We start from the raw sequence: 22,446 nt of genomic DNA, 5'->3' as shown, positions 1-22,446 counted from the left end.
GGCTCAGAGATTCATATAGGTGGCAAAATTCATGGAAATGCGGCTCAGGTTTTGCTGAATGAAAGGCAGGGCCACATCGGGCCGGTAGCCTTGTTGCTCCAGCAGTTTTTTGACCTCGGGCGGCACAACCTTCACCGCCTCCGCAAAATTGGCGGCGTTTTCAGCAAGCCGTTCGTGAATCGTGATCCAGGCTGCCGGCTTATGGGGCAGGAAGCCGATCGTGCGGAAAAATTCGAAGCCGGGACCCGCAGTATAACCTCCCTTGCCATCCGCAAAGGCCGGCAGCAGACTCACCAATTCCGACAGCGGCCTGATCGCCATGGTCATCATCGGGAAAAACACCGTCTGCACGAGGCCATCGATCTCCGCAGGAGTGTCCCCCGCGTATGTGTACAGGCGCACGAGCATCTGCATCAGCGATTCGTAGGCGGTATTGGCGATGCCCATGAGTTCGCGGGTCCAAGGATGCGTCACCACGGCAACCGACAATTCGGGTTGTGGATCGACCCCGCGGAAGACTTCCATGGTGATCGTGTCCTGATGCAATTCCCAGGCTGGGTTGCGCACACAATTCCGCGCCCCCTCAAAAACCGGCTGCGGGGGATTCATCCGGCCAAATCCGCCGATGTATTCCTCAAAAATCTTCCGAAACTGCATATAATGGCAGTTGGGATCGAGATCGCTGACCTTCAAAGTCCCTGGCGAAAGCGTCCCCTCCCCCTGCTCAATGATCTCATCCACGGCATTGATCGCACTTTGGCGGTCCCATACCTTGAAAATGAACATGTCATACGTGGGTTTGGTCATGCTCCCCGAACCAAAAAGTGTGTCGTTGTTGACTTGTTCCTTGGCTGGAACGACAAACAGTTGGTCTTCGGGAAGGGTTGCAAATGCCTTTCGAATCTGCCCATACAAGTCCCCGATGGAGGAAAACCGCAATTCGATGGGCTGTGCGGAGGATTTGAGCGCAGTCGTCTGAAGTTTGAGCAGCGGATCAATGTCGGGATCCTTCAGGTTTTGTGGCTTTTCGAAGGCCAAGAACCGCAGCAGGGAGGAAACATTGAACCGCTCCAGTTGAATGGGCAGCTTCACCGGCCAAAACTGCTTGGGCTGCGGGAAATTGGGCCGGTCAAAATACTGATTGCCCCCAATCGCCGAAAGCATGTTGCAGACAAACCCGAGATGCTCCATTTCCTGACGTGCCACCCGCAAAATGCCCGCTTCCCAATTGCGAAGCTTGCTGCGAAGGACCTCCGGTTCAGCGTTTTGCGTCAGTTCCTCGGGGAATGACTTCATGGAAAATGCCGCATAAAGGTACATCAGCATGAGCCCGTGTTCGAGCTGCGAAGCAACCGTGAGCGCTTGAATCAGATCCGCACGGTTCTGAATTTCAGCACGGGGCTGCGAAATAGCGTCCTTGCTACTCATAAAAGGTATTTAGTTGGATGAATTGGAGAGCCAATCTAGTTGATTCCCGACCAACATCCAAACGCCACAGCAGTATCCTGACGAATTGTAGCCCACAAATTCAACAAAACATTCCCTGCATTTTCCATGTTCCTACACAGAATTCCGCTAATTTTGCGGGGCGAAAAAAGAAGTGTGGCAGAAGCGAAAAAATCTCCGGAGGCCGTCAAAGGTTCGGCATTTGACTGGGCGCTGATCAAGCGGCTCTTCGCCTACACACGTCCCTATAAAGGGCGGTTTATCCTCGTGCTTTCGCTCACGTTGATCAGCGCAGCCCTTTCCCCGCTCATTCCCTGGGTATTTCAGCACATTCTCGACAAGCCGACCCTCCAAGGCAACGTCGCAGGCGTCCGCACTTGGATCCTGATTTCCTTGGGCCTCTTGCTTGTGCGCGCAGCCATCATGTACCTGCTCACATCCCTGACCGGTTGGCTCGGGCAATCCGTCATTCGGGACATTCGCATCAAGGTGTACGATCACCTGACGGGGATGAACCTGCGCTTTTTCGACAAAAATCCCGTGGGAATGCTCCAAACGCGGACCATCAGCGACGTCGAAACCCTCAATGACATTTTCAGCGAAGGCATTGCCCACATTCTCGAGGAATTGCTCACGCTGATTTTCATTTTTGCCGTGATGTTTGCCACAAGCTGGAAACTTACCCTCGTGGTCCTCACGAGCGTACCGGTCCTGCTTGTCGCGACCTGGATCTTCAAAAATGCCGTCAAATCTGCCTTTCAGGGTGTGCGGAAGTACGTGAGTCTGATGAATGCCTTTTTGCAGGAGCATATCACGGGCATGTTGGCCATTCAAATCTTCAACCGCGAAAAGGTCGAATATGACCGCTTCGAGCAGCTCAACCGCGAGCACGAACAGGCCAATCAACGTTCGGTAACGGCATACAGCATCTTCTTCCCTGTTGTCGAAGTCGTCACGGCCCTCGCGCAGGCATTGCTTGTCTGGTACGGCGTCGGCAACGTCTTGAACGACTACCTGAGCTTCGGGGTCATGGTGGCCTTCCTCATGTACATCAACATGTTTTTCCGGCCGATCCGCATGTTGGCGGATCAATTCAATACGCTGCAATTGGGCATGGTCAGCGCCGAAAGGATCTTCAAGATTCTCGACCAAGATGACAAAATCCCCAATGAAGGCACATTGATGGCCCCTCCGAAAGGCAGCGACATGCAAATCACCTTCGACAAGGTATGGTTTGCCTATACCGAGCAGGATTGGGTGTTGCGGGATGTGAGCTTCGAAGTCCAATCGGGGCAGAAAATCGCATTCGTGGGTTCGACCGGAGCCGGCAAATCGACCATTATCAACCTCTTGACCCGCTTCTACGAAATCAACCGTGGCAAAATCGCCATCAATGGCCACGACATCGACGACTACGAATTGAGCCAACTCCGGCAATTGGTCGGTTTGGTCTTGCAGGATGTCTTTTTGTTTTCGGGCACGGTCTATGAGAATATCACCCTGAACCATCCGGGCATTTCGCTGGAACAGGCCAAACGCGCGGCAGAAGTCGTAGGAGCTGACAAATTCATTGAAAACCTCCCGGGCGGATACATGTACAACGTGCAGGAGCGCGGCGCGACCCTGAGCGCAGGGCAACGGCAATTGATCGCATTTGCCAGGGTGATCGCATTCGACCCGAGCATCCTCATTTTGGACGAAGCCACCTCCAACATTGACACGGAATCCGAGGAAATGATCCAAGCAGCGATTGACAAGGTCCTTGCGGGCCGCACGTCCATCCTCGTTGCCCACCGCCTCTCAACCATCCAAAAAGCCGACCAAATCCTCGTCATGGAAAAGGGCCAAATCGTCGAACGCGGCAACCACCAAAGCCTCCTGGAGCAAGACGGACTCTACCGCAGGCTCTACACCCTGCAATTTGCAGACGCGAGCGTTGCGGTTTGAGATACAGTTTCAGTTTCGCGTCGGGGGCGCTACCCACACCTTCTTCTTCCGCGTCGGGGGCGCTACCCAAGGGGCGCTACCCAAAAGCGGTGTGAGCGCCCCCGACGCTACCACACAACATAGGACAGAACCAGCGTCAGGGGCGCACACACCGCGTGGTCATAGCGCCCCCGACGCGGTCATTTTACCAATTTTGCTCGACAGTATAACTTCTGGACTTGCTCACTTTTCCAGCGACGTCAACGGTCTTGAGGGTGGCCGTGGCCTTTACCGGTTCTCCGCGCTGCGACGTAGCCAATGCGGTACCGGCGTCTTCGCTCACAAAATAGACCAAACCAGAGGAGGCACGCTTGGGAACGAAGGCGTTGAGCACCCAAAGGTCGTCGCGGGTGACCGCCAAGGTATGCACCTTTCCGTTGGAGAACTTATAATCCTCGGGAACTTCGCCAATGGCGTAGCCTGCTGCCGTCGTTTCGACATAGTAATATTTCAGGCCATTTTGATCAAGTGCAGCGCCATTGCAGTCGTCACAGGCCACCGCAACCGCCATATGACCAGGAGGATTGAGCAGAATCGCCGAATAACCCAATTCGCGGAGCATCGCTGCAAGCAAAATGGACGTGTCCTCACAATCTCCACCCCGCTCGGCAAGCGTTTCGACCGGAAATTTGGGGTACTCACCGCGTTCAGGCTGATATTGAAGTTGTTGCACGAAAGCGATGACAAATCGCAGCGTCGTTTCCCGGTCCATCAGGGATTCATCGGCCAAACACTGCAGCTTGCGAACAAAGTCAGGCAACAAGGAATAATGGGGATTTTCGTAGGAATAGACGGCATAGTTGTGAAACACACGCTGCTTTTCCTGGTAAAAATGGTAGGTCTCCCAAGGGAAATCATATTCCAAAACGTAGCTCTCACCGTCAAAATGCCAAAAATAAGTTCGGTGAAAAACGTCCCGTGACGATGCTGCTTGGGCATCATGCATGCTTCCTGCTCCCAAAAGGAACACCAAACCGATCAAAAACAAGCGAATCCTTTCAAAATACCTGTTCATTTTATTGTCCATCCTTTCTCTCAGGCATATTCCGCGAGAAATTGCCTATCCATTCAAAACATCCAACCTTAGCAGGGGGCGTAGTTCAGGAATGTATACGGCAGGAATTCAAAAAAAATTGTTCCGAAATTCGAATTAGTCGCATCGGGAAAGAATTCAGTGGATTTCGTCAAAGAAACAGGCCATGAAAATTTGCCCTGATGTAGAAGGACCTTGGTAGCTGATTGGATTTTGCAGCAAGGTTTTTTGCCCTATATTTGGCGCATGTCCCAGTACTTGGTCATCATACCGACCTACAATGAGAAGGAAAATGTGGAGCTGATGGTGCGAAAAGTGTTTTCGCTCCCGCAGCCTTTCCACTTGCTCATTGTCGATGACGGCTCCCCAGACGGGACGGCGACGATCGTAAAGGGCCTTCAAACGGAATATCCCGATCGTCTTTTCATCGAGGAACGCGCTGGAAAACAAGGCCTTGGAACGGCTTACGTGCATGGCTTCCGCTGGGGAATGGCGCGTGGCTACGAATTCCTTTTCGAGATGGACTGTGACTTCAGCCACAATCCGGATGACTTGCCACGCCTTTTGGCCGCTTGTGAAAAGGATGGATTTGATCTGTCGGTCGGTTCGCGCTATGTCAAAGGCGGCGGCGTCGAAAATTGGCCGCGCGGGCGCGTACTTATGAGCAAGTATGCGAGCGTGTATGTGCGTATCGTGACTTGGATGCCCGTGCACGACACCACTGCGGGATTCAAATGCTACCGTAAACGCGTATTGGAGAAGATTTTGCAAGAGCCGCCACGCTTCGTGGGCTATGCCTTTCAAATCGAAATGAAATTCCGCACGTGGAAATACGGCTTCAAAATCAAGGAGGTGCCGATCATTTTCACGGACCGCAAACGCGGTGAAAGCAAGATGAGTGGCAAGATTTTCAACGAAGCCTTCTTTGGCGTCCTGAAAATCAAATGGAGCTCGCTTTTCAAGAAGTGGAAGTGACGACGAAGGAATTCAGCCTGAATCCCTACCTTTCCAACACATAAACCCGCATCGCCTTTTCGAAATTTTGGTCCTGTTTCACTTGAAAATCTGCTTTCAAGCCATCAAGAATCCCATTTTGCGGATAAACCGACTGAATATCGGCATCGATGAGCACGACCCGCTGCGCCGCGGCCAAGGCCTGGGTTGGCAGGGATGAAAAGCCATTGACTGGAAAAATGCCCTTTGCAGCAAATTTCTCCTGCCAGTGCAAATAATCCTGGAACAGAGGAAGGTCGGCATGATAGAGATAGGTCTTGTCAAAATAGTCGGGGGCAATGATCAAAATTGTCCCGGGTTGCATGGATTGCCTGACAAACTCCACCATCGGCTTCACAGCCCGGTCATTCCCCGGATTCAGCTTGAAACCCGGGAGCATCGCAGCCACAATCAACCCGAATCCGGCCATTCGCCACCGGACATCCGCAAATAGCAAGGTGAAGAGTGCTGCAACCGCCATGAAAAATGGAACGGAAACCCAACTGAGATACCGCGGAATGAAAGCCGGTGTGAATACCAAGGATTGAATATAGATGCCCAGGTAAATGCCGGCAAACATCGCACCCAAAATGAGCGCCTTGCGCAATTGCCTTCGGTCGCCAGCAAATTGGCCTTTACCGCCGTTGCGAAAAGTCAATACCAACCCGATGATCACCACCACAATGCAGGCGATCGTGGCCCACTTTCCGTTCCAGAAAATGTTCACATGGCCATAAAGCTGGGTCCAATGCGGTTTGGGCACCCACGTCGGCGTTGCCGCCACAGACCGGAGGCGCATCAGCAAGGCATAAAGATTGGGCGCATAAGCAAGGAGAATAGCCAGATAAAGCACCAGAAAACGAGGAATTAAAACGCGGCGCTCTTGAACCGCCAACACGCATACTGCCTGAAGGAGGAGCACCCAAATTCCTAGAAAATGGCTATAAATCAACAGGATATTCCAGATGCCCAAAAGCAAATAGGGCCGAATACGTCGTGGCTCGTCCAAAATCTGTAGAAAGCTACCGATCGACAAAGCGACAAGCAGGCTCAGCAAGGCATAGGTTCTTGCCTCGTGGGAATAATAGATTTGCTCCGTGGAGAAGGTGAAAAGCAAACTTGCCCCGACGCCGGCAACCCAACCAAAGTGACGCTGCCCGACATGAAAAACCGTCGCGGCACAAAGACTGCTGAAAATCAAGGAAGGGAAGCGTACGCTGAACGGCCCGATTCCGAAAAAGCGAATCCAGATATGTTCAATCAGGAAATGAAGCGGCGGATTGTTCTCGTTTTTTGCAAGTTCCAGAATATCACCGAGAGGACGCTGTGCCCAAAACAAGGTAAATGGTTCGTCAAGGGCAATGTCCTGTGCGCCCAAAAACAGTGCTTTGAGCAGGAGATTGACTGCAAAAACAACCAAAGCGAGCACCCAAGGCCGTTGCGGAATTTTCACTGACGGATTCCATTTCACAAGACCAATTTAAACAAATGGCCGAGATCAGGGCTGCGGATAGAAACGCAAGTCCAAGTCACGCTGCCTGCGCAAGGCAGGTGCCAGTTTGTACTTTCCGTCTCCGTAGGTTTTGTGCAGTGCTTCAATCACCTCCACAACGTTCCAAACGCCGATTTTGTCGCACCATTCAAACGGTCCCTGTGGATAGTTGGTCCCGAGTTTCATTGCCTGATCCACCGCCTCGACGGTGGCTGTACCTTCGCCCAAGACAAAAGCCGCTTCGTTGATGATCATGGAAACGACACGCGGCGTGACCATTCCGACCTGATCCTGCACGAGTTCGTATTCGAGTCCGAGGGTCTTCATCGTTGCCTCGAGAATCATGTGATCTGCCCGTTCGATCATGCTCATTTCGAGCTTTGGCCGATCAATAAACGTTGGCAAAGCATTCATTCCAAATATTTTGCAATCCATGTGCTCGAATCCGCTGACCATCTCTGCCAATGATTTTTTGACAGCGCAAGCGATCACCACCTGCCCTTCATTGTAGAGATAGTTCACAAACGAACTCTCGTCATCATCAAAATTCAAGTCGAAAATGATGTCATAACCGTCGGTGTCGGGCGAATCGTCATGCTCATCATCGTCGTCATCTTCCCATCGTCCGCCAAACACATATTCATCGCCACCTTCGTCGTCGGCCTCTTCCCCCTCCTCGTCGTCGTCTTCCTCGACAAAAATCAAATCATCTTCCTCATCATCAACGGCTTCACCAAAAACAAGTTCGTTGTCATCTTCGTCCTCGTCTTCATCCTCCGCGCCTTCACCAAAAGTACTTTCGCTGTTCCAGTCCAATTCCATCGAATCGAAACTCGCGTATTCATGATATGTGACCTCTGCATGCTGCAAATTCAGCATTTTGAACTCCTTTACGCGCTCTGCGTCACCGACCACAAGTACCTTTTTCATCGTCATTGAATTTGCTGCAAAATTAAGTAAGATGACGCTTCAAACCGAATTTTGAAGGGGAAAAAGCGGGGAAAAGGTCAGCCTGCCGGATTGCGATTCGAGGAAAAACTCAGTATTTTTGGTTTGTAAAGGGTTGATATCCGGAGTACACAAAAATTGAATTGACCGATGAAAATGACAATCGAAGTGCGAGACGACAAGGCGGCGTTCATTTTGGAGCTGCTCAAGAATTTTTCTTTTGTGAAGCTGGATGAGGCTTCGAAGGAAAAAGCGAGGGTGTTGGAGGAACTGAAGGAGGCTGTCAATGAGGTGAATCGCGCAAAACGCGGAGAAGTCAAGCTTCAAACGGCGAGGGAATTGCTCAATGAGCTTTGAAATCGTTGTCACACAAGCATTCCGCCGAGCTGCGAAAGCATTGAAGAAGCGGTATAGATCCTTTGACGAAGATCTTGGTTTGTTAATCGATTCCCTTGAGAAACAACCTGTTCAAGGGATTGAAATTCGGCCAAATTGCTACAAAATTAAAATTGCAATTTCCTCAAAGGGAAAAGGAAAGTCTGTCGGGGCCAGAGTGATTACCTTCATTGAGATTCAGGGTGAAAAGGTGTTCCTGTTATTGGTCTATGACAAATCGGAGAGAGACAACATTTCCGACAAAGAATTGGACGAAATTCTGAAGGAAATTGAATGATTTCGGTATTCTCGATAGGCGCTGAATGCCTTGGTTTTCCTAATATTGACAATCAATTCCAATACTGATGAAAAAGGAAATCATTCACACGTCCAAGGCACCCGCAGCGATCGGCCCCTATAGCCAAGCGGTGGCCGTCGGCCATATTCTCTACGTCTCCGGCCAAATTGCCATCGATCCTGCCACCAACGAAGTCAACCATGGCCCGTTGGATGTCCAATGCAAGCAGGTGATGAAAAATCTGGAGGCCATTCTATCAGCCGCTGGAACAACCTTTGCCCAGGTCATCAAAACGACAATTTTCCTCGCTCCGGGCGAGAATTTCGCCACGGTGAATGAAATCTACGGCAGCCATTTTGACGGCGACTACCCAGCGAGGGAAACCGTTTGGGTCCACAGCCTACCCAAAGACGTCAAAGTCGAAATTTCGATGGTGGCAATGATCCCGGCTGCCCTGTAAGCAAATCGTTTCTTTGTGCCTTAGTGTCTTCGTGGCAAAAAACATGGATATCTCCTACATTTTGAATGAGTTGGGCGAAGACCGCGAGCGTCATTACGGCTCGGTCTCCACGCCTTTGTATCAAAGCAGCAACTTCTGCTTCCCGAATGTCGCGGCCATGCGGGCTTCCTTGGAAGACGAGATGGACGTGCCGTTTTACACCCGCGGCCACAACCCGACGGTGGCGGTTTTACAGCAGAAAATCGCAGCATTGGAAGGCGCAGAAGCTGCGTTGGCCTTCGCGAGTGGCAGTGCCGCAGTCGCAGCCGCCGTGATGCAAGGCCTCCAAGCAGGCGACCATGTGGTGTGTGTACAAAAGCCGTACTCCTGGACGGGCAAATTACTGAGCAAGATTCTGAAGCGCTTTGGCGTCGAAACCACCTATATCGACGGCACCTTGGTCGAAAATTGGGAGGCGGCCTGCAAGCCCAATACCCGGCTTTTTATGCTGGAGAGCCCGAATTCGATGACGTTTGAGCTGCAAGACATCCCAGCGGTGGCCGCCTTGGCCAAGTCAAGGGGCATCCGTACGGTGATCGACAACAGCTATGCGACGCCGCTCAATCAGCGGCCGATCGAAATGGGCATCGACATTGTCGTACACAGCGCGAGCAAATACCTGAGCGGGCATAGCGACATGGTCGCGGGCGTGCTCTGTTGCAGCCGTGCGATTGCCGAGGAGATTTTCAAAGGCGAATTCATGACCCTCGGCGGCATCATTTCTCCGAATGAGGCTTGGCTGATGATTCGCGGGCTGCGCACGCTACAAATCCGGATGGACCGCGTCGCGGCTACCACGGCCAAGGTCGTCGCTTACTTGGAGCAACATCCCAAAATCGAACGTGTCATTTACCCTTATTCACCGAGCCATCCGCAGTATGAATTGGCCAAAAAACTGATGCGCCAAGGCACCGGTCAATTCTCCATCCTGCTCAATGCGCCCGACCTCGCCGCTGCCGAACGCTTCAGCGACGCCCTGCAACGCTTCCTCCTCGCCTGCAGTTGGGGCGGCCACGAAAGCCTTCAATTCCCCATTTGTACACTGTACACGAGTCAAAACTACAGCGAGTCACCCCTCCCCTGGAATTTTGTCAGACTCTACGTCGGATTGGAATCGCCAGAGGAGTTGATCGCGGACTTGGAGCAGGCACTTTCTGTTGTCTGAATCAGAATTTACAGAATTAGCAGAATTCACATGCTTGTTGAATTTGAGAACGGTTGCGAGAATTCGATACTACTTTGAATTATTGCAATCCTTCAAATTCTAATCAGTATTCGATTCTGGAAATTCTGTGAATTCTGAGAATTCTGATCAGCCGTGGCACTTTTTATACTTCTTCCCGCTACCGCAGGGGCAAAGGTCGTTGCGGCCGGGTGTGGGTTCCTTCTTGGGCAGCTGTGGATTGGGATTGAACGATGCCAAACCTTTGTTTTTGTCCTTGGATTGCATGAAGGCACCGCCGCTCAGTAATTCGGCATCATCATCATCTCCCGGGTCGGAGTAGGCTTCCCAAGTATCCGTAAAGTGCTCGTAGACATCAAAAATGCTTTTGATCGGTCTTTTTGCCCAATTGTTGACGGGCTCATACATATCTCCCTGAACTTCCAGGAAGGATCCGCATGTGGAGGTTTCTACAAAATCCTCATTAAAGAGGCTTTCAATTGCATCAAGCAGGTCAGGCGCACGCAAGTCGGCGACTTCGGAAATGGTAGCACCGAGCAGCAGGGCATCATCGTCATCTTGAAATTCTTCCAGGTAATACCCAAAAAATGCTTCAAACCAGGCAAAAACCTCCTTGCGACGGGCGGAATAGTGCCAAGCAACCTGTGCCACGGCTGCTGTTGCAGCCGCCCTTGCACGCCAATCGGCATCGTGGTTGCGTGCGAATTTCTGCAGACGCTCCAAATTGTCCTTGCCAAGTTTGAACAACGCCAACCACAAATCTTCGGAGAGATGGTCTGCCAGCCAATAATCCACCATTTCAGGATTTTTGCCCAGGAATCGGCAGACTTTTCCGAGGCTATTGGTGGCTTTGAGTTCGGCAAGGAGGAAAATCGCGTGAACGGGGAATGAAATCAGGCTCAAGGGCAATGGCTCCTTGGCTGCTTCCTCACGTTGGAGATAGGCCGCATACCGGTCATCGGCGTCTTGCAGCACAAGCTCCAAGTCCAAAATCAAGGACTCCACCGGCAGTGAAAGTATCCTTTTGACGACCGCCGTCGGAATATCAAATCCCCAAGCATAAAGATGCTGGATTTCAGGATGTTGAAAAGCGGGTATGCCGGGAATGGCCTTCCAATCTTCATTGCCATTGGAAAGCGGATGCTCCTCATTCCACTCTGAGAGCAAATCGTTCATTGTCATGAGCGAGCTGTAAAATGAATGCGATACATGAAATCCGAACTATTGAACTATGAATCGAATTTGGAAAAAAAAATTGTCATTCAAAAATCTGAACCGACTTGTATGAAAAAAGCTTTTCGTCAAGAGAAAAGTCTATTTTTGGGTGTAAAGGCTGAAAAACAGGGTTCTGAATGCCCGATGATTCCTACCCTAGGATTGAAAAAGACGATGATTCGAAATAAACTTCTCGTGACACTTACGTTATTGGTTGCTGCCGTTCTCGCTGGTTGCGATGACGACCGCTTTGCCATCCGCCTTGCCCCCAACAGTGAAACCTGCCTCGAATCCATACTTTCCACGACGAATGAATTGGCGAGGCCTGGGGGAAAGCTGCAACCGGGACTTGAATTGGAGGATATCCAGGCCTTGGCAATGCGCCCTGAAAATCTAGCAAGGGCCGTTGGCAACAAACAATACATTCTTCATTACTACCGCAGAAACAAAGATTTTGATGAAGAAGTCAGTCCGATCAAGTTCCCGTTTTATTGGGAAATCGATTCGACCAAGTTGCAAACAGAAGGAACCTACCTTGTGGAAATCAAAAGCCAATCGGAGTTACATCTTGCATTCTACTGTGAAGATTGTCAATCCATTGCGCCAGAAGGAACGCTGAAACCCGGCAGGGCGCCTAAAATCAACAATGATTTTGACTCAGATACGCAGGCTCGCCACTGCAACGAAGACGCGTGCTTTTCGATCCGTCCAAGAAAATTGGATCTCAGCAAGGAGGTCGGCAAAACCTATCTGGTCAAGCTGGAAGCGCAACAAACCTATCTAGATTCGGCTAAAACGCGCATTCAAGTGGAGAAGTTCGGCAGTACGGGAAACTATTTGCTACGCTTCCGTGACCAATTGTTGTATCGCGTCTCGACCTTTGTCAAGGAATTGGGTATCGCCATGGCATTGTCTGACAAAGCGCAACGTGAGAAGGAGATTTTGCCAAGAATTGATGCCATCAAAGGCAAAATTGATACGCTGAGGGTCAAAATTCAACTTCCACAGGGAAACCCTGTGACCATTACGCCAAGTGATCGCGCTGCATGGGAGCAGGAAATCGTGGCCTTGGAAACAGAACGGGTTCAATTGCAAATGGAGGCTGTGAGTGTGATTCCCCGCCTTTTGGTCATCACTCCCGGGATGCGTTGTGGAGGTAAATAAAAATTCCTGGAGTAGACAGATGCCTGCTCCAGGAATTCAAGAAAAGCGTCGAATAGATCAAAGCATTGACTGTGCCTTTTCCTTGAGTTTTGCTTTTGTCGGTACGCCCATGATGCTCTCGACTTTCTGGCCTCCTTTGAAGAACATCAGTGTTGGAAGTGCCGAAACGCCGTATTTGGTCCCAGTCATATTCTTCTGAACATCCATTTTGCCGAAAACCACTTGGCCATCCATTTCTTTGGCAAGCTCCTCGACAATCGGGCTCAGCATCTTGCAAGGGCCGCACCATGTTGCCCAGTAATCGACGATGACGGGCTTGTCAGACTTCAACACCAGTTCCTCGAAGTTGGCGTCGGTGATTTCCAGAGTTTTGTGTTCCACACTCATAGTATCTTATTGTTTCAAGTATTCGAATCTAAGGAATTCCTACTTCAACTGGTATTCGATGTCAAATGTTTCCAAGGCTTGGATCAATTCAAGACCGGGCTGCACCATCATTGTGCGACTCGTCAAAGGCACAGTTATGCGGTTTTCCCGGTCCACAATGTTGAATTCCAGCGCGCATTTGCCCTTATTCGCCGCAAAAAGCGCCTCCAACTCAAAAACAAGGTTGTCGTCGATCACATTCAAAGGAATGTCAAGGCAAAGACGTTTCGACAATTTCTCAACTGTGTCTGCCAAGAACTTGATGTCGACGATCTTGAGTTCGAATTCGTTTTGGTCACGGAAGCCGGGGACATATTTGGCATTGATGAAGAGCATGTTGTTGACCTCGATGTAGTTGCGAAACTTCGCAAAGTCATCTCCAAACAATGCCAATTCGACAGCTCCCGAAAAGTCCTCGAGCCCGAAAGTGGCAAACTTGTTGCCTTTCCGGGTCATACCCTCCCGCTTTTTCGTAACGATTCCAGCGATGCGAAGTTCCTTGTTCTTGAATTTCTCGATATCGACCAAGCCCGTGCTCGTGAAGCTCTTGATTTCCAGCTTATAGGTATCCAACGGATGTCCTGACAGGAAAAATCCGATGACATCTTTTTCAAAGTTCAGCTTTTCCATGAGCGTCCAATCCTCGGCGGCAGGCACCTTGGGCTCTTGGATTCCTCCCACAGCACCCGTGCTCGCACCAAACAGGCTCACTTGCGAGCTATTCTTCTCTAACTGAATCTTGTTGCCATATTGGACTGCCTTTTCCAAAAGATTGCTCGTGCCATCGATCGGCTCAAAATACTGCGGACGCCTGATTTCGAAGGTGTCCAAGGCGCCCGCGTAGGCGAGTTGTTCCAAGGCTTTCCGGTTCATGCTTCCCGTCGGAATGCGTTTGCACATGTCAAACAGGCTGGTATAACGCCCGTTTTTCTTGCGCTCGGCAATCAAGGCATCCACCATGTTTCCGCCGACACCTTTAATCGCCTCCAACCCAAACCGGATGTGTCCCGGCATCGGTCACCGCAAACAAACGCATCGATTCGTTCACGCAAGGCGACAACACCTTGATGCCCATGCGACGGCATTCCTCAATGAAGAAGGTGATCTTGGTGATGTCGCTCACGTTGTGGGTGAGGACCGCCGCCATATACTCTGCCGGATAATGCGCCTTCAAATAGGCCGTCCGGAATGCCAAAACCGAATATGCTGCTGCGTGGGACTTGTTGAAACCATAGGAAGCAAACTTCTCCATGGTGTCAAAGACTTCGCCGGCATTTTTCGCGTCCACCCCGTTGTCGAGGGCTCCCTTGACGAAGCCTTCGCGCTCCTGCGCCATGACATCGGCCTTTTTCTTACCCATGGCTCGGCGCAACAAGTCGGCTTGACCGAGCGTGTACTTCGCCATTTTTTGCGCCACCTGCATGATCTGCTCCTGATAGACCATGATCCCGTAAGTGTTCTTCAGGATCCCCTCCAACATCTCATGGGGATAAATGATCGGTTCGCGACCATGTTTCCGGTTGACGAAGGTCGGGATGTTGTCCATCGGACCCGGCCGGTAAAGCGCGTTCATGGCGATCAAATCTTCGATGTCGGTCGGCTGCAACTGCTTGAGGTACTTGCGCATGCCGTCGGACTCGAACTGAAACGTCGCCACGGTTTCGCCACGCTGATACAGCTCAAAGGTCTTGAGGTCGGTGATGTCGATTTCTTCCGGGTCGATTTCGACCTGATAGCGATCCTTGACCATGTGCACGCAGGTCTTGATGATCGACAAGGTTTTGAGACCGAGGAAGTCCATTTTCAAGAGACCGGCCTTCTCGGCCATCGGGCCGTCGTACTGCGTGACAAGGCTTTTGTCTTTGGCAACGGAAATCGGCACGAAATTGCTCACTTCGCCCGGCGCGATGATCACAGCGCAGGCGTGCACACCCGTGTGCCGGGCGGTGCCTTCGAGCGTTTTCGCAAACTTCATCATTCTGCGCACTTCCGGGTCCGGGCTTTCAAAAGCCTTGGCCAATTCTTGGGCGAAGTCCGGATTTTCGTCCATTGTCATCGCCTTTTTGAAGGTCATTCCCGGCTTTTCCGGAACGAATTTGGCGATACGGTTGACCTCCGCAAGTGGAATTCCGAGTGTGCGGCCTACATCACGGAGGGCAGTTTTTGCGCCCATCGTTCCGTAGGTAATCACCTGACTCACAGAGTTACGCCCGTATTCTGTGACCACAAAGTCAATGACCTCTTGACGGCCTTCGTCGTCAAAGTCGATGTCAATATCGGGTGGCGAAACCCTGTCAGGATTCAAAAACCTTTCGAAGAGCAACTGATACCGCAGCGGATCGACGTTGATGATTCCGAGGGCGTATGCGACGACGGAACCTGCCGCCGAACCACGACCGGGACCGACGTAAACGCCACGGCGGCGCGCTTCGGTGGTAAAGGATTGCACAATCAAGAAGTAACCCGCGTACTTCATCTTCGCCATGACCCGCAATTCCAATTCGATGCGCTCCTCGAGTTCCAAGCTGATCTCCCCGTAACGCTTGCGTGCGCCCTCGTATGTGAGGAAGCGCAGGTAATCGTCCATGTCGAGGAAACCCTCCGGCACCTTGAACTGCGGCAGGAGCATGTCGCCTGCAAGGTTCATTTTGAAGTCGCATTTGTCGGCGATCTCCATCGTGTTGTCGAGGGCAAAAGGCACGTCGGCGAAGAGTTTGCCCATCTCCGCCGGAGTCTTGAAGTAAAAATTCCGATTCAGATTGCCGCGGTCATCGGTGAATCGGAAGCGCTTGGGGTCATTGTAGTCGCTTGCCGTTTGCAGGGCAAGCAACAAATCGTGGGCATCGCTGTCCTCCTCGTTGACGTAGTGGACGTCGTTGCTCGCGATGACTTTCAATTCATATTTTTTGGCCATTCGGAGGAGCCATTCATTGCATTTGTCTTGGTCCTCCAATCCATGGCGCTGAATCTCTACGTAATAATCTTCCTTCGGAAAAATCTCGAGGTAGTTGCGCATCATGGCTTCGGCGGCGTCTTCCCCATGGGAAAGCAAGGCTTGGTTGACCTCGCTGCCCAAACAGCACGTCGAGCCGATCAACCCCTCGGAATGTTCGCGCAAAAGCTTCCGGTCGATGCGGGGTTTGTAGTAGAATCCGTCGACAAAGCCGATCGAGCAAAGTTTGATGAGGTTTTGGTAACCTTGGGCATTTTTTGCCCAAAGAATTTGGTGAAAGTTGGTTTTGAGCTTCTTCTTTTCGCCGTCGCCTTCAGATTCTTCGCGGCGTTTCAGGGTATGGTCGTTGGCGATGTAGAATTCGCATCCGACAATGGCCTTGATTCCCTTGCTTTTAGCCTCCAAAACAAACTTGGGAACACCGTACATGTTACCGTGGTCGGTGATCGCGACGGCCTTCATGCCGCAATCGCAAGTCTTTTGAATCATATCACTGATTTTGGCCGCCCCGTCGAGGAGGCTGAACTCAGTGTGGTTGTGCAAATGGACAAACTCGGGCATAGGAGCAGAAATAAGCAGAATTTACAGAATTCGCAGAATCAGCTTGCGTGTTGAATTCTGCGGGCAGGATTCAGCATTTGGCCGATTACAAAGTTACGGCAGATGTTTGGAGCGTGGGGGAATGGGTTTCCACAGGGTTTCCACAAATGGGGATGGAACTAGATTTCGGAGCCGTTTCTTGGGATGGGGTTGCCGTTTGGGTCGAAGCAGTTTTGGGCTGTGCCGGGGAATGCTTGGATGAGGGCTTGGCAGACTTCGGGAATGTCCGCGAAAATCTGCATCCAAACGGAGAAAAAGCCGCTTCCTAAGACAGAGATCTTCATCAATTCGAGAAAAGTTGCAGCGTTCTCAGGCTCTTTGTCCCAATACTGTCGATAGGTTTTTGCTGCCAAAAATGCCTTGTGACGAAAATACCATCGCATATCGGTGCACCGCGGATCAATTTTGCGGATAGCGCCCAATTTGCAAAGTTCAATGGTTGCTTTTGCCTTTGCGGAGTCTATGGCGTTTATGTTTCGAGGTTGGGGAATACAGGCCATTCGGTTGGGTTTGGACGGATGAGGCACTTCGACATACTCAAATACCAAATGGGTGTTGTGGTACTCGGCCAGATAATGGAGTGTCTCGGAAGTCGGTTGATTGGATTTGAATCGGTTGCATGGGCCACAAGCCAAAACCATATTCTCCCATTCCAAAAAGGAACCTGCGGTTTGACCGGGCTGTGGATTTTTAGGACTCACATGTTCGACTTGCGGGCTGTCTGTCAACGGCATATTGCAATAGCAACAACAATTTCCAAGCCGATTCATCAAGTCTTCCCGCCAATCCTTGTAGTCGGAGACCTTTTTGGGGCGGCCTGACAAAATTGGAACTGGACCTTTGTCAATCGGGCGCATATTTTTACTTTTTGTATTTCAGCCGCTGCATTTGAAGAAATGCGCGCATCACAGGGTCAGATATTTGCTGTTCCAATTCGTTCAGTTCGGTCTCCTTATTGCTGTTTCCGAGGAATTCGAGGCCTTTCTCACCTGGATCTTCGACGTCGACAGTACCCTTTTCTGTTCCATCTATTGCTTCCAAGTATTTGGTTGCGATTTCTTCAGTCTTTTGATTTTCAATCGAAAACGGGCTCTCAACACCCATGATTTCCTCTGCGACGTCCTCCAAACTTAGCGAACTAGGATTAACGTCTACAATTCCATCCAAACTAATAATTTCATCTGCCTCGAGTGACTGCACGATAAACGGCGAGTGCGTGGTGCAGATGAATTGGATTTTGGGAAAGGTGCGCTTTAAGTCGCCAACGATACGTTTTTGCCAATTGGGATGGAGATGGAGGTCGAGTTCATCGATGAGGATGATCCCAGGAGATTCCTTGGCTGCATTTTTACCCAAATGCGGGTTCAAACGAACGCAGCGCCAAGCAATTGTACCGACAAGAGCGACCATGCTTCGGTATCCATCGCTTAAATCGCGGAATAAACGCAGTGTTTGGACACCATTTTCATCAACGACCGTGCCCACCAAGTCATCCTCAGCCCAGCTGAAGGCCAAATCCTTCCAATCTTCTATCATGGAGAGAATAGCCTCTTTAACGGCTTCAAGATGATCACGAACGAAGTCTTTGTTGGGAAATTTGATTGCTTCGTCTTCAAAAGTCTTATACCAAGATAGGAAGCTCATGATTTTCGAATCACCATGAATAAATGTCCTTAAATATCCATTTTCGATCCGAGTCTCATTTCGAGAAAACTTGACATCTTCGATCCATCTTGTCCTGCTTCTATCGGTACCAAAAAAGTCCAATACTGGAAGTAGTACTTCTTCACCTTTCTCAATTGACCGACAAGTATCATCAACATACAGGCAAACTTTTGGACATAGTCATAGTAAAAGATGGGATCCATTTGAATAGAAATTTCTATTTTTTTTCTGATCATCCTTACCAACCGCATATTCAATTTCACAATCTCTTCGATTCCCGTTTGGTAACTGAAATTCAAACCTCTGAATCAAATTTCTGCTCCGTACGATACTTTGGAATTCATCCGTCCAGTAGCGAAAAATTTTCCGATTTACGAGTGATGGGTTACCAAGTTCGTCGTTGCCAACCTGCTTCCCAAAAGGACCAACCAGGTTTCTATCTAAACATATACTCAATGCCTCCAGAATAGCACTCTTCCCAGTCCCATTCTCCCCGATCAGCACGGAAAACATCGCAGGAAACTCCACCCGCTTCTTTTCAAACATCCGGAAATTTTCAAGCTCAATGGAAAAAATGCGCATCTTATTTGAGTTTTCGATCTCGATGAAGACAGAAATACGGCCTCCATTGCTAAATTAAGGGAAATCCCGCAAACTCAACCACCTTGACCTTCACTTCTCGCCCTTCCACCTCGATCTCAAACCCCTACTCTCCAAGGTACCGGTGCCAAAACACCCGTTGCCACATCAAATAGTCGGTCACACGGATGCGAATTTCATCTTTCATCGCCGACATGGTGGCTGTGGGAATCTGACTAAGAACAGCTTCTTTGTCCTGATCGCTAAACAATGCCACCAAACGTTGCTGCGCGGGTGTGAAGGTCTTCCAATGGTCGGCAGGCATTGGCTTGAGGTGTTTGATTTCTCGAAAAAGGCTGTCCTGTAAGAAAAAATCACCTTCGAAGGCATTGGGAGCAAACTGCAACACAACCTTTATATGTGCAGGCTGCTTGGGGAAATTGTCATCGTAGATTTCAATGCGATTGTCGTCTAGAATCACGTAGTCGACAGCATTGTACTTGTTGTATTGCAACATCCAGGAAATGAAATCGGAATCCTCGCTTTTGGAAAGCAACGTGAGAAACTTCAAACGTTCACGGTACCGCGACGCGGGGTGCGAATAATGGGCATTGGGACAAATGAACAGGTACATCGGTCTGTGGGCGACCAAATCGAGCCGGTTGGTCAGAAAAACCTTATCCTTGGCCAATTCGGTGAATTCAGGAAAGGGCATCAAACCGGGTGGCTTGGTATTGGCTGCTGCCTGCGAATCGTCATTTCCCTTTTCCCAGCTGAATCCCATCGCCATTCCGACCACAAAGACGCTCAAGATCGCCACAGGTAGCATTTTTTCCCATTTGGATTCGATGAAACCCGTGAAATGTTGGAGCAATCGAATCAGTCCAAGAATCAGACCGAGTTGCAGCAGGTATTCTTCGAGCCCTACCATCCTGAAATGCAGCAAAGGGAAACCTGCATACATGGCCCAATGCCCCACCAAAATGTAGGCGATCATTGCCACAAACAACGTCAAAATGGTCTGTGCGAGCTTGTTCCACGGCGCCAATCCGATCAACACGATCAACCCCAGCAATTCCTTCCATTGGTTGCTGATGTCAAATGGAAGCCCGAACATGTGAAACGCGAACCAACGGTTTTGATAGGAAGCCATGCCATAACGGGCCATGTCCCCGATCAGCGGCACCCAATAGACAGCGGATACGAGCATCATCACCCCGATCATCAAGGCAAATGCCTTCCATCGGGCCCAAATCTTTCCGATGTCCTGCGTCATCCGCCAATCAACCAGCAGTTGAATCGGAATCCAGACAATGAAGAGAAAGAAATAGTAATAGAAGGTCATGAAACAGAGTCCGCCAATGAGGCCCCCTATCAGTATATTTTTTCGGTCAAGCACCGAAGACATTTCCCAAACAGGATTTCCCTCCTCGATTTTCATCCGCACGCCTCCAACATAGTAAAGTGCCCAAGGAATGAAAATATTCAGCGAGATCACCTCAAATGGCTTGAAGGCCAAATTTCTGCGACAAATCATCATTGCCAGAACGATCATGAGAAATGCGGGCAATTCGGCTAGCACCTTGCGCCAGAGGCCGTAGGCCGCCAAAGGCAACAAAAAGGCCGTCCAATAGACCGCGTATTTCATCGCCTTGATCGCAGAGGTATGCGTCAAGGCCGCCAACCGACCGCCAAGGTATTGATAGAGTGAAGGATAGAACGAATGCAAGCCTTTGTAGGCGAAGTCCGTGTTAGAACCTTGATGTTTGTATTTGACAAGAATCGAGGTACTGAACCAAGCATCGCTCCCGATGCCACCGGAGCCATAATCATAGGAAGACCAAGCCAATAACGTTGCTGCACCAAATCCGAATGCAAACAAATGAGCAAGGAAATAGTAGCTCCATTGCCGTCCCTGCCACCACCACATCGCCACGATCGAAAGCAAACTGGTCAGCAACAAGGCCGTTTGCGGCAGCAGATTCTGGGTGGGATAGGCTGGGAACTTCACCCCTTCGAAGGCACGAATCAGAAAGTAGAATGCCAATGCAAAGCCGACAGTGATCATCACCTTGGGATGCAAAAGGGATTTGAGACCTGGGCGAGACTGAGTGCTGAGTTCCATTGCTGCGCTAAACCGGGGCAATATAGGAAATTGTCGGTGATGCGAGTGCTTTGAATGCGGCAACCGTCAGCGAGAAAGCAGCAAAACTCAAGATGGGACCTCCAACATGTGCAGTGTTCCATGTACCCCCAAATGCACAGAGGCCACCCAGTGGGTGGCCTCTGCTTCCTGAATGATTTCTATCTTATTGCTTCACAATACGTTCAACAAGGCGCTGATCTCCATTGGTGGCGGTGATCATATACACACCTGCAGCATACTGTGACAAGTCAAGCTTGGTCGAAGCTTCGCCGGAAGAAAGGGTGATTTCAATTTGACCCAATTGTTTTCCGTAGATATCGCTCACTTTCACTTGGTAGGTAGCGTCCTCGGTGCAGTTCTGGCAAGCCAGTTCTACCGTCAAAGCGCCGTTGGTCGGATTCGGGAAGGCACGCATAGTGACTTCTGATTCGAGTTCCATGGCAGCAGCTGGCTCGTCAGCCATCTTTACACCGACACATGTAATGTCGATTGCACAGACGCGTACGCTATCAACACCTGTACAGCCCTGAGCGTCCGTCACCGTGACGAAATAGGTGGTAGATACCGTCGGGCAGACATTCTGGCTACTTGCCTGCGAACCGTTGCTCCAGTTGTAGGTGTAAGGTGCACATCCACCGGCGCCGACGACGCTGATGGTTGCACAAGCAGAGTCAGCGTAGGCTGGGAACACCACGACGTCATTGCTAGCAGTTGCAATCACTGGAGTAGCCAAAGCCGTCAAGGTCTGCACACAAGTCACGCTGTTGCCGTAGATATCGGTCACGCGGTAAGTGCGCAAGATTACGCGTGCATTGCCAGTACAACCTGTGCCGGTAGTCACGTCTCCGACATGCGTCACAGCAGCAACACCGCAATTGTCACTGCTTCCTACAACTGCCGTATTGGCTGCAGGAAGGTCACGTACACAAGAAACGTTCACATTCGCTGGGCAAGTGATCGTTGGATTCTCGTTGTCATTGACCGTCACAGTGAAGGTGCAATTGACAGCGTTGCCCGATGGATCGGTTGCGGTAGCGGTCACGCTGCCGGTTCCGACTGCAAACACGCTGCCTGGAGCGATGCTGTAGCTCACCGTGGCGCTGCAGTTGTCAGCAGCGGTAGCGGTGTAGCCTACCACTGCACTGCAAAGACCTGCGTCATTGCTTACCGTGATGTTGGCTGGGCAGGTGATCGTAGGGTTGATGTTGTCCTGAACGGTGATCGTCGCTGTGCAGTTGCTGCTGTTGCCATGAATGTCCAGAACAGTCAATACGACGGTGTTGGCACCGGTGTTGGCGCAGCTGAAGTTGCTGTTGTTCAACGACTGCGAATGTGCTGCCGCTTGCAGGTGTCTCGACGATCGAGGCAATGCCGCAATTGTCAGTTGCCGTTGCGCCATAGCTGACCACAGCGCTGCAGTTGCCTACATCATTGTTCACAGTGAT

Annotated in this window: 20 protein-coding genes; 7 read left to right on the top strand and 13 right to left on the bottom strand. The window is 50.6% G+C overall.

What is annotated here, in order from left to right:
• Positions 1-3: 3 nt before the first annotated feature.
• Positions 4-1,428, bottom strand: coding sequence for a ferritin-like protein (locus IPN95_09450; GenBank protein ID MBK9449627.1), 1,425 nt, complete (start codon positions 1,426-1,428; stop codon positions 4-6).
• Between the two features lie 126 nt (positions 1,429-1,554).
• Here IPN95_09450 and IPN95_09445 point away from each other — a divergent pair, with 126 nt between their 5' ends.
• Positions 1,555-3,393, top strand: coding sequence for an ABC transporter ATP-binding protein (locus IPN95_09445; GenBank protein MBK9449626.1), 1,839 nt, complete (start codon positions 1,555-1,557; stop codon positions 3,391-3,393).
• A 184-nt stretch (positions 3,394-3,577) separates the two neighbouring features.
• Here the strand turns inward: IPN95_09445 and IPN95_09440 are convergent, their stop codons facing one another.
• Positions 3,578-4,447 (bottom strand): hypothetical protein, encoded by an 870-nt coding sequence (locus tag IPN95_09440; GenBank protein MBK9449625.1) that lies wholly within the window; start codon positions 4,445-4,447, stop codon positions 3,578-3,580.
• A 264-nt stretch (positions 4,448-4,711) separates the two neighbouring features.
• Here IPN95_09440 and IPN95_09435 point away from each other — a divergent pair, with 264 nt between their 5' ends.
• On the top strand, positions 4,712-5,440 hold the full coding sequence (locus IPN95_09435; protein MBK9449624.1) for a polyprenol monophosphomannose synthase: 729 nt from the start codon (positions 4,712-4,714) through the stop codon (positions 5,438-5,440).
• A 25-nt stretch (positions 5,441-5,465) separates the two neighbouring features.
• Here IPN95_09435 and IPN95_09430 read toward each other — a convergent pair whose 3' ends face one another.
• Both IPN95_09430 and IPN95_09425 read right to left on the bottom strand, forming a co-directional pair.
• Positions 5,466-6,911 (bottom strand): glycosyltransferase family 39 protein, encoded by a 1,446-nt coding sequence (locus IPN95_09430; GenBank protein ID MBK9449623.1) that lies wholly within the window; start codon positions 6,909-6,911, stop codon positions 5,466-5,468.
• A gap of 45 nt (positions 6,912-6,956) precedes the next feature.
• Entirely contained in the window at positions 6,957-7,880 is a 924-nt protein-coding gene (locus IPN95_09425; protein MBK9449622.1) for a hypothetical protein, read from the bottom strand.
• 168 nt (positions 7,881-8,048) lie between these two features.
• Here IPN95_09425 and IPN95_09420 point away from each other — a divergent pair, with 168 nt between their 5' ends.
• From IPN95_09420 to IPN95_09405, 4 genes are all read left to right on the top strand, one after another.
• Positions 8,049-8,255, top strand: a complete 207-nt coding sequence (locus IPN95_09420) for a hypothetical protein (protein MBK9449621.1) — start codon at positions 8,049-8,051, stop codon at positions 8,253-8,255.
• The gene (locus tag IPN95_09415) at positions 8,245-8,571 is read left to right on the top strand and encodes a type II toxin-antitoxin system RelE/ParE family toxin (GenBank protein MBK9449620.1); all 327 of its coding nucleotides are present in this window, start codon (positions 8,245-8,247) and stop codon (positions 8,569-8,571) included. The genes IPN95_09420 and IPN95_09415 overlap by 11 nt, the downstream gene beginning before the upstream one ends.
• Before the next feature lie 67 nt (positions 8,572-8,638).
• Complete coding sequence (locus tag IPN95_09410) at positions 8,639-9,031, top strand: RidA family protein (GenBank protein ID MBK9449619.1); 393 nt, start codon at positions 8,639-8,641, stop codon at positions 9,029-9,031.
• Between the two features lie 43 nt (positions 9,032-9,074).
• Positions 9,075-10,235, top strand: a complete 1,161-nt coding sequence (locus tag IPN95_09405; GenBank protein MBK9449618.1) for a PLP-dependent transferase — start codon at positions 9,075-9,077, stop codon at positions 10,233-10,235.
• 147 nt (positions 10,236-10,382) lie between these two features.
• Here the strand turns inward: IPN95_09405 and IPN95_09400 are convergent, their stop codons facing one another.
• Complete coding sequence (locus IPN95_09400) at positions 10,383-11,429, bottom strand: DUF1186 domain-containing protein (GenBank protein MBK9449617.1); 1,047 nt, start codon at positions 11,427-11,429, stop codon at positions 10,383-10,385.
• Between the two features lie 213 nt (positions 11,430-11,642).
• Between IPN95_09400 and IPN95_09395 the strand changes: the two genes are divergently transcribed.
• Entirely contained in the window at positions 11,643-12,632 is a 990-nt protein-coding gene (locus IPN95_09395; GenBank protein ID MBK9449616.1) for a hypothetical protein, read from the top strand.
• 57 nt (positions 12,633-12,689) lie between these two features.
• Here the strand turns inward: IPN95_09395 and trxA are convergent, their stop codons facing one another.
• From trxA to IPN95_09355, 8 genes are all read right to left on the bottom strand, one after another.
• Positions 12,690-13,019: a thioredoxin gene (trxA, locus tag IPN95_09390; protein MBK9449615.1), complete on the bottom strand. Its 330-nt coding sequence runs from the start codon at positions 13,017-13,019 to the stop codon at positions 12,690-12,692.
• 39 nt (positions 13,020-13,058) lie between these two features.
• Positions 13,059-14,072, bottom strand: a complete 1,014-nt coding sequence (locus tag IPN95_09385) for a hypothetical protein (protein MBK9449614.1) — start codon at positions 14,070-14,072, stop codon at positions 13,059-13,061.
• Entirely contained in the window at positions 14,035-16,572 is a 2,538-nt protein-coding gene (dnaE, locus tag IPN95_09380) for a DNA polymerase III subunit alpha (GenBank protein MBK9449613.1), read from the bottom strand. Before dnaE ends, IPN95_09385 begins: the two co-directional genes overlap by 38 nt.
• 158 nt (positions 16,573-16,730) lie before the next feature.
• The gene (locus tag IPN95_09375) at positions 16,731-17,468 is read right to left on the bottom strand and encodes an HNH endonuclease (GenBank protein ID MBK9449612.1); all 738 of its coding nucleotides are present in this window, start codon (positions 17,466-17,468) and stop codon (positions 16,731-16,733) included.
• Positions 17,469-17,472: 4 nt separating this feature from the next.
• Positions 17,473-18,255 (bottom strand): AAA family ATPase, encoded by a 783-nt coding sequence (locus tag IPN95_09370; GenBank protein ID MBK9449611.1) that lies wholly within the window; start codon positions 18,253-18,255, stop codon positions 17,473-17,475.
• A gap of 201 nt (positions 18,256-18,456) precedes the next feature.
• Positions 18,457-18,858 carry an AAA family ATPase gene (locus tag IPN95_09365; GenBank protein ID MBK9449610.1) on the bottom strand — a complete coding sequence of 134 codons (402 nt, stop codon included), beginning with the start codon at positions 18,856-18,858 and terminating at the stop codon, positions 18,457-18,459.
• 124 nt (positions 18,859-18,982) lie between these two features.
• Positions 18,983-20,980 carry an arabinofuranosyltransferase gene (locus tag IPN95_09360; GenBank protein MBK9449609.1) on the bottom strand — a complete coding sequence of 666 codons (1,998 nt, stop codon included), beginning with the start codon at positions 20,978-20,980 and terminating at the stop codon, positions 18,983-18,985.
• Between the two features lie 184 nt (positions 20,981-21,164).
• The gene (locus tag IPN95_09355) at positions 21,165-22,322 is read right to left on the bottom strand and encodes an HYR domain-containing protein (GenBank protein ID MBK9449608.1); all 1,158 of its coding nucleotides are present in this window, start codon (positions 22,320-22,322) and stop codon (positions 21,165-21,167) included.
• Between the last annotated feature and the right edge of the window lie 124 nt (positions 22,323-22,446).

It is taken from the genome of Bacteroidota bacterium (assembly GCA_016718825.1).
Lineage (GTDB): Bacteria > Bacteroidota > Bacteroidia > J057 > JADKCL01 > JADKCL01.
Note: the sequence above shows the minus strand (reverse complement) of the source record. Positions and strands in the feature narration are given on the sequence as shown.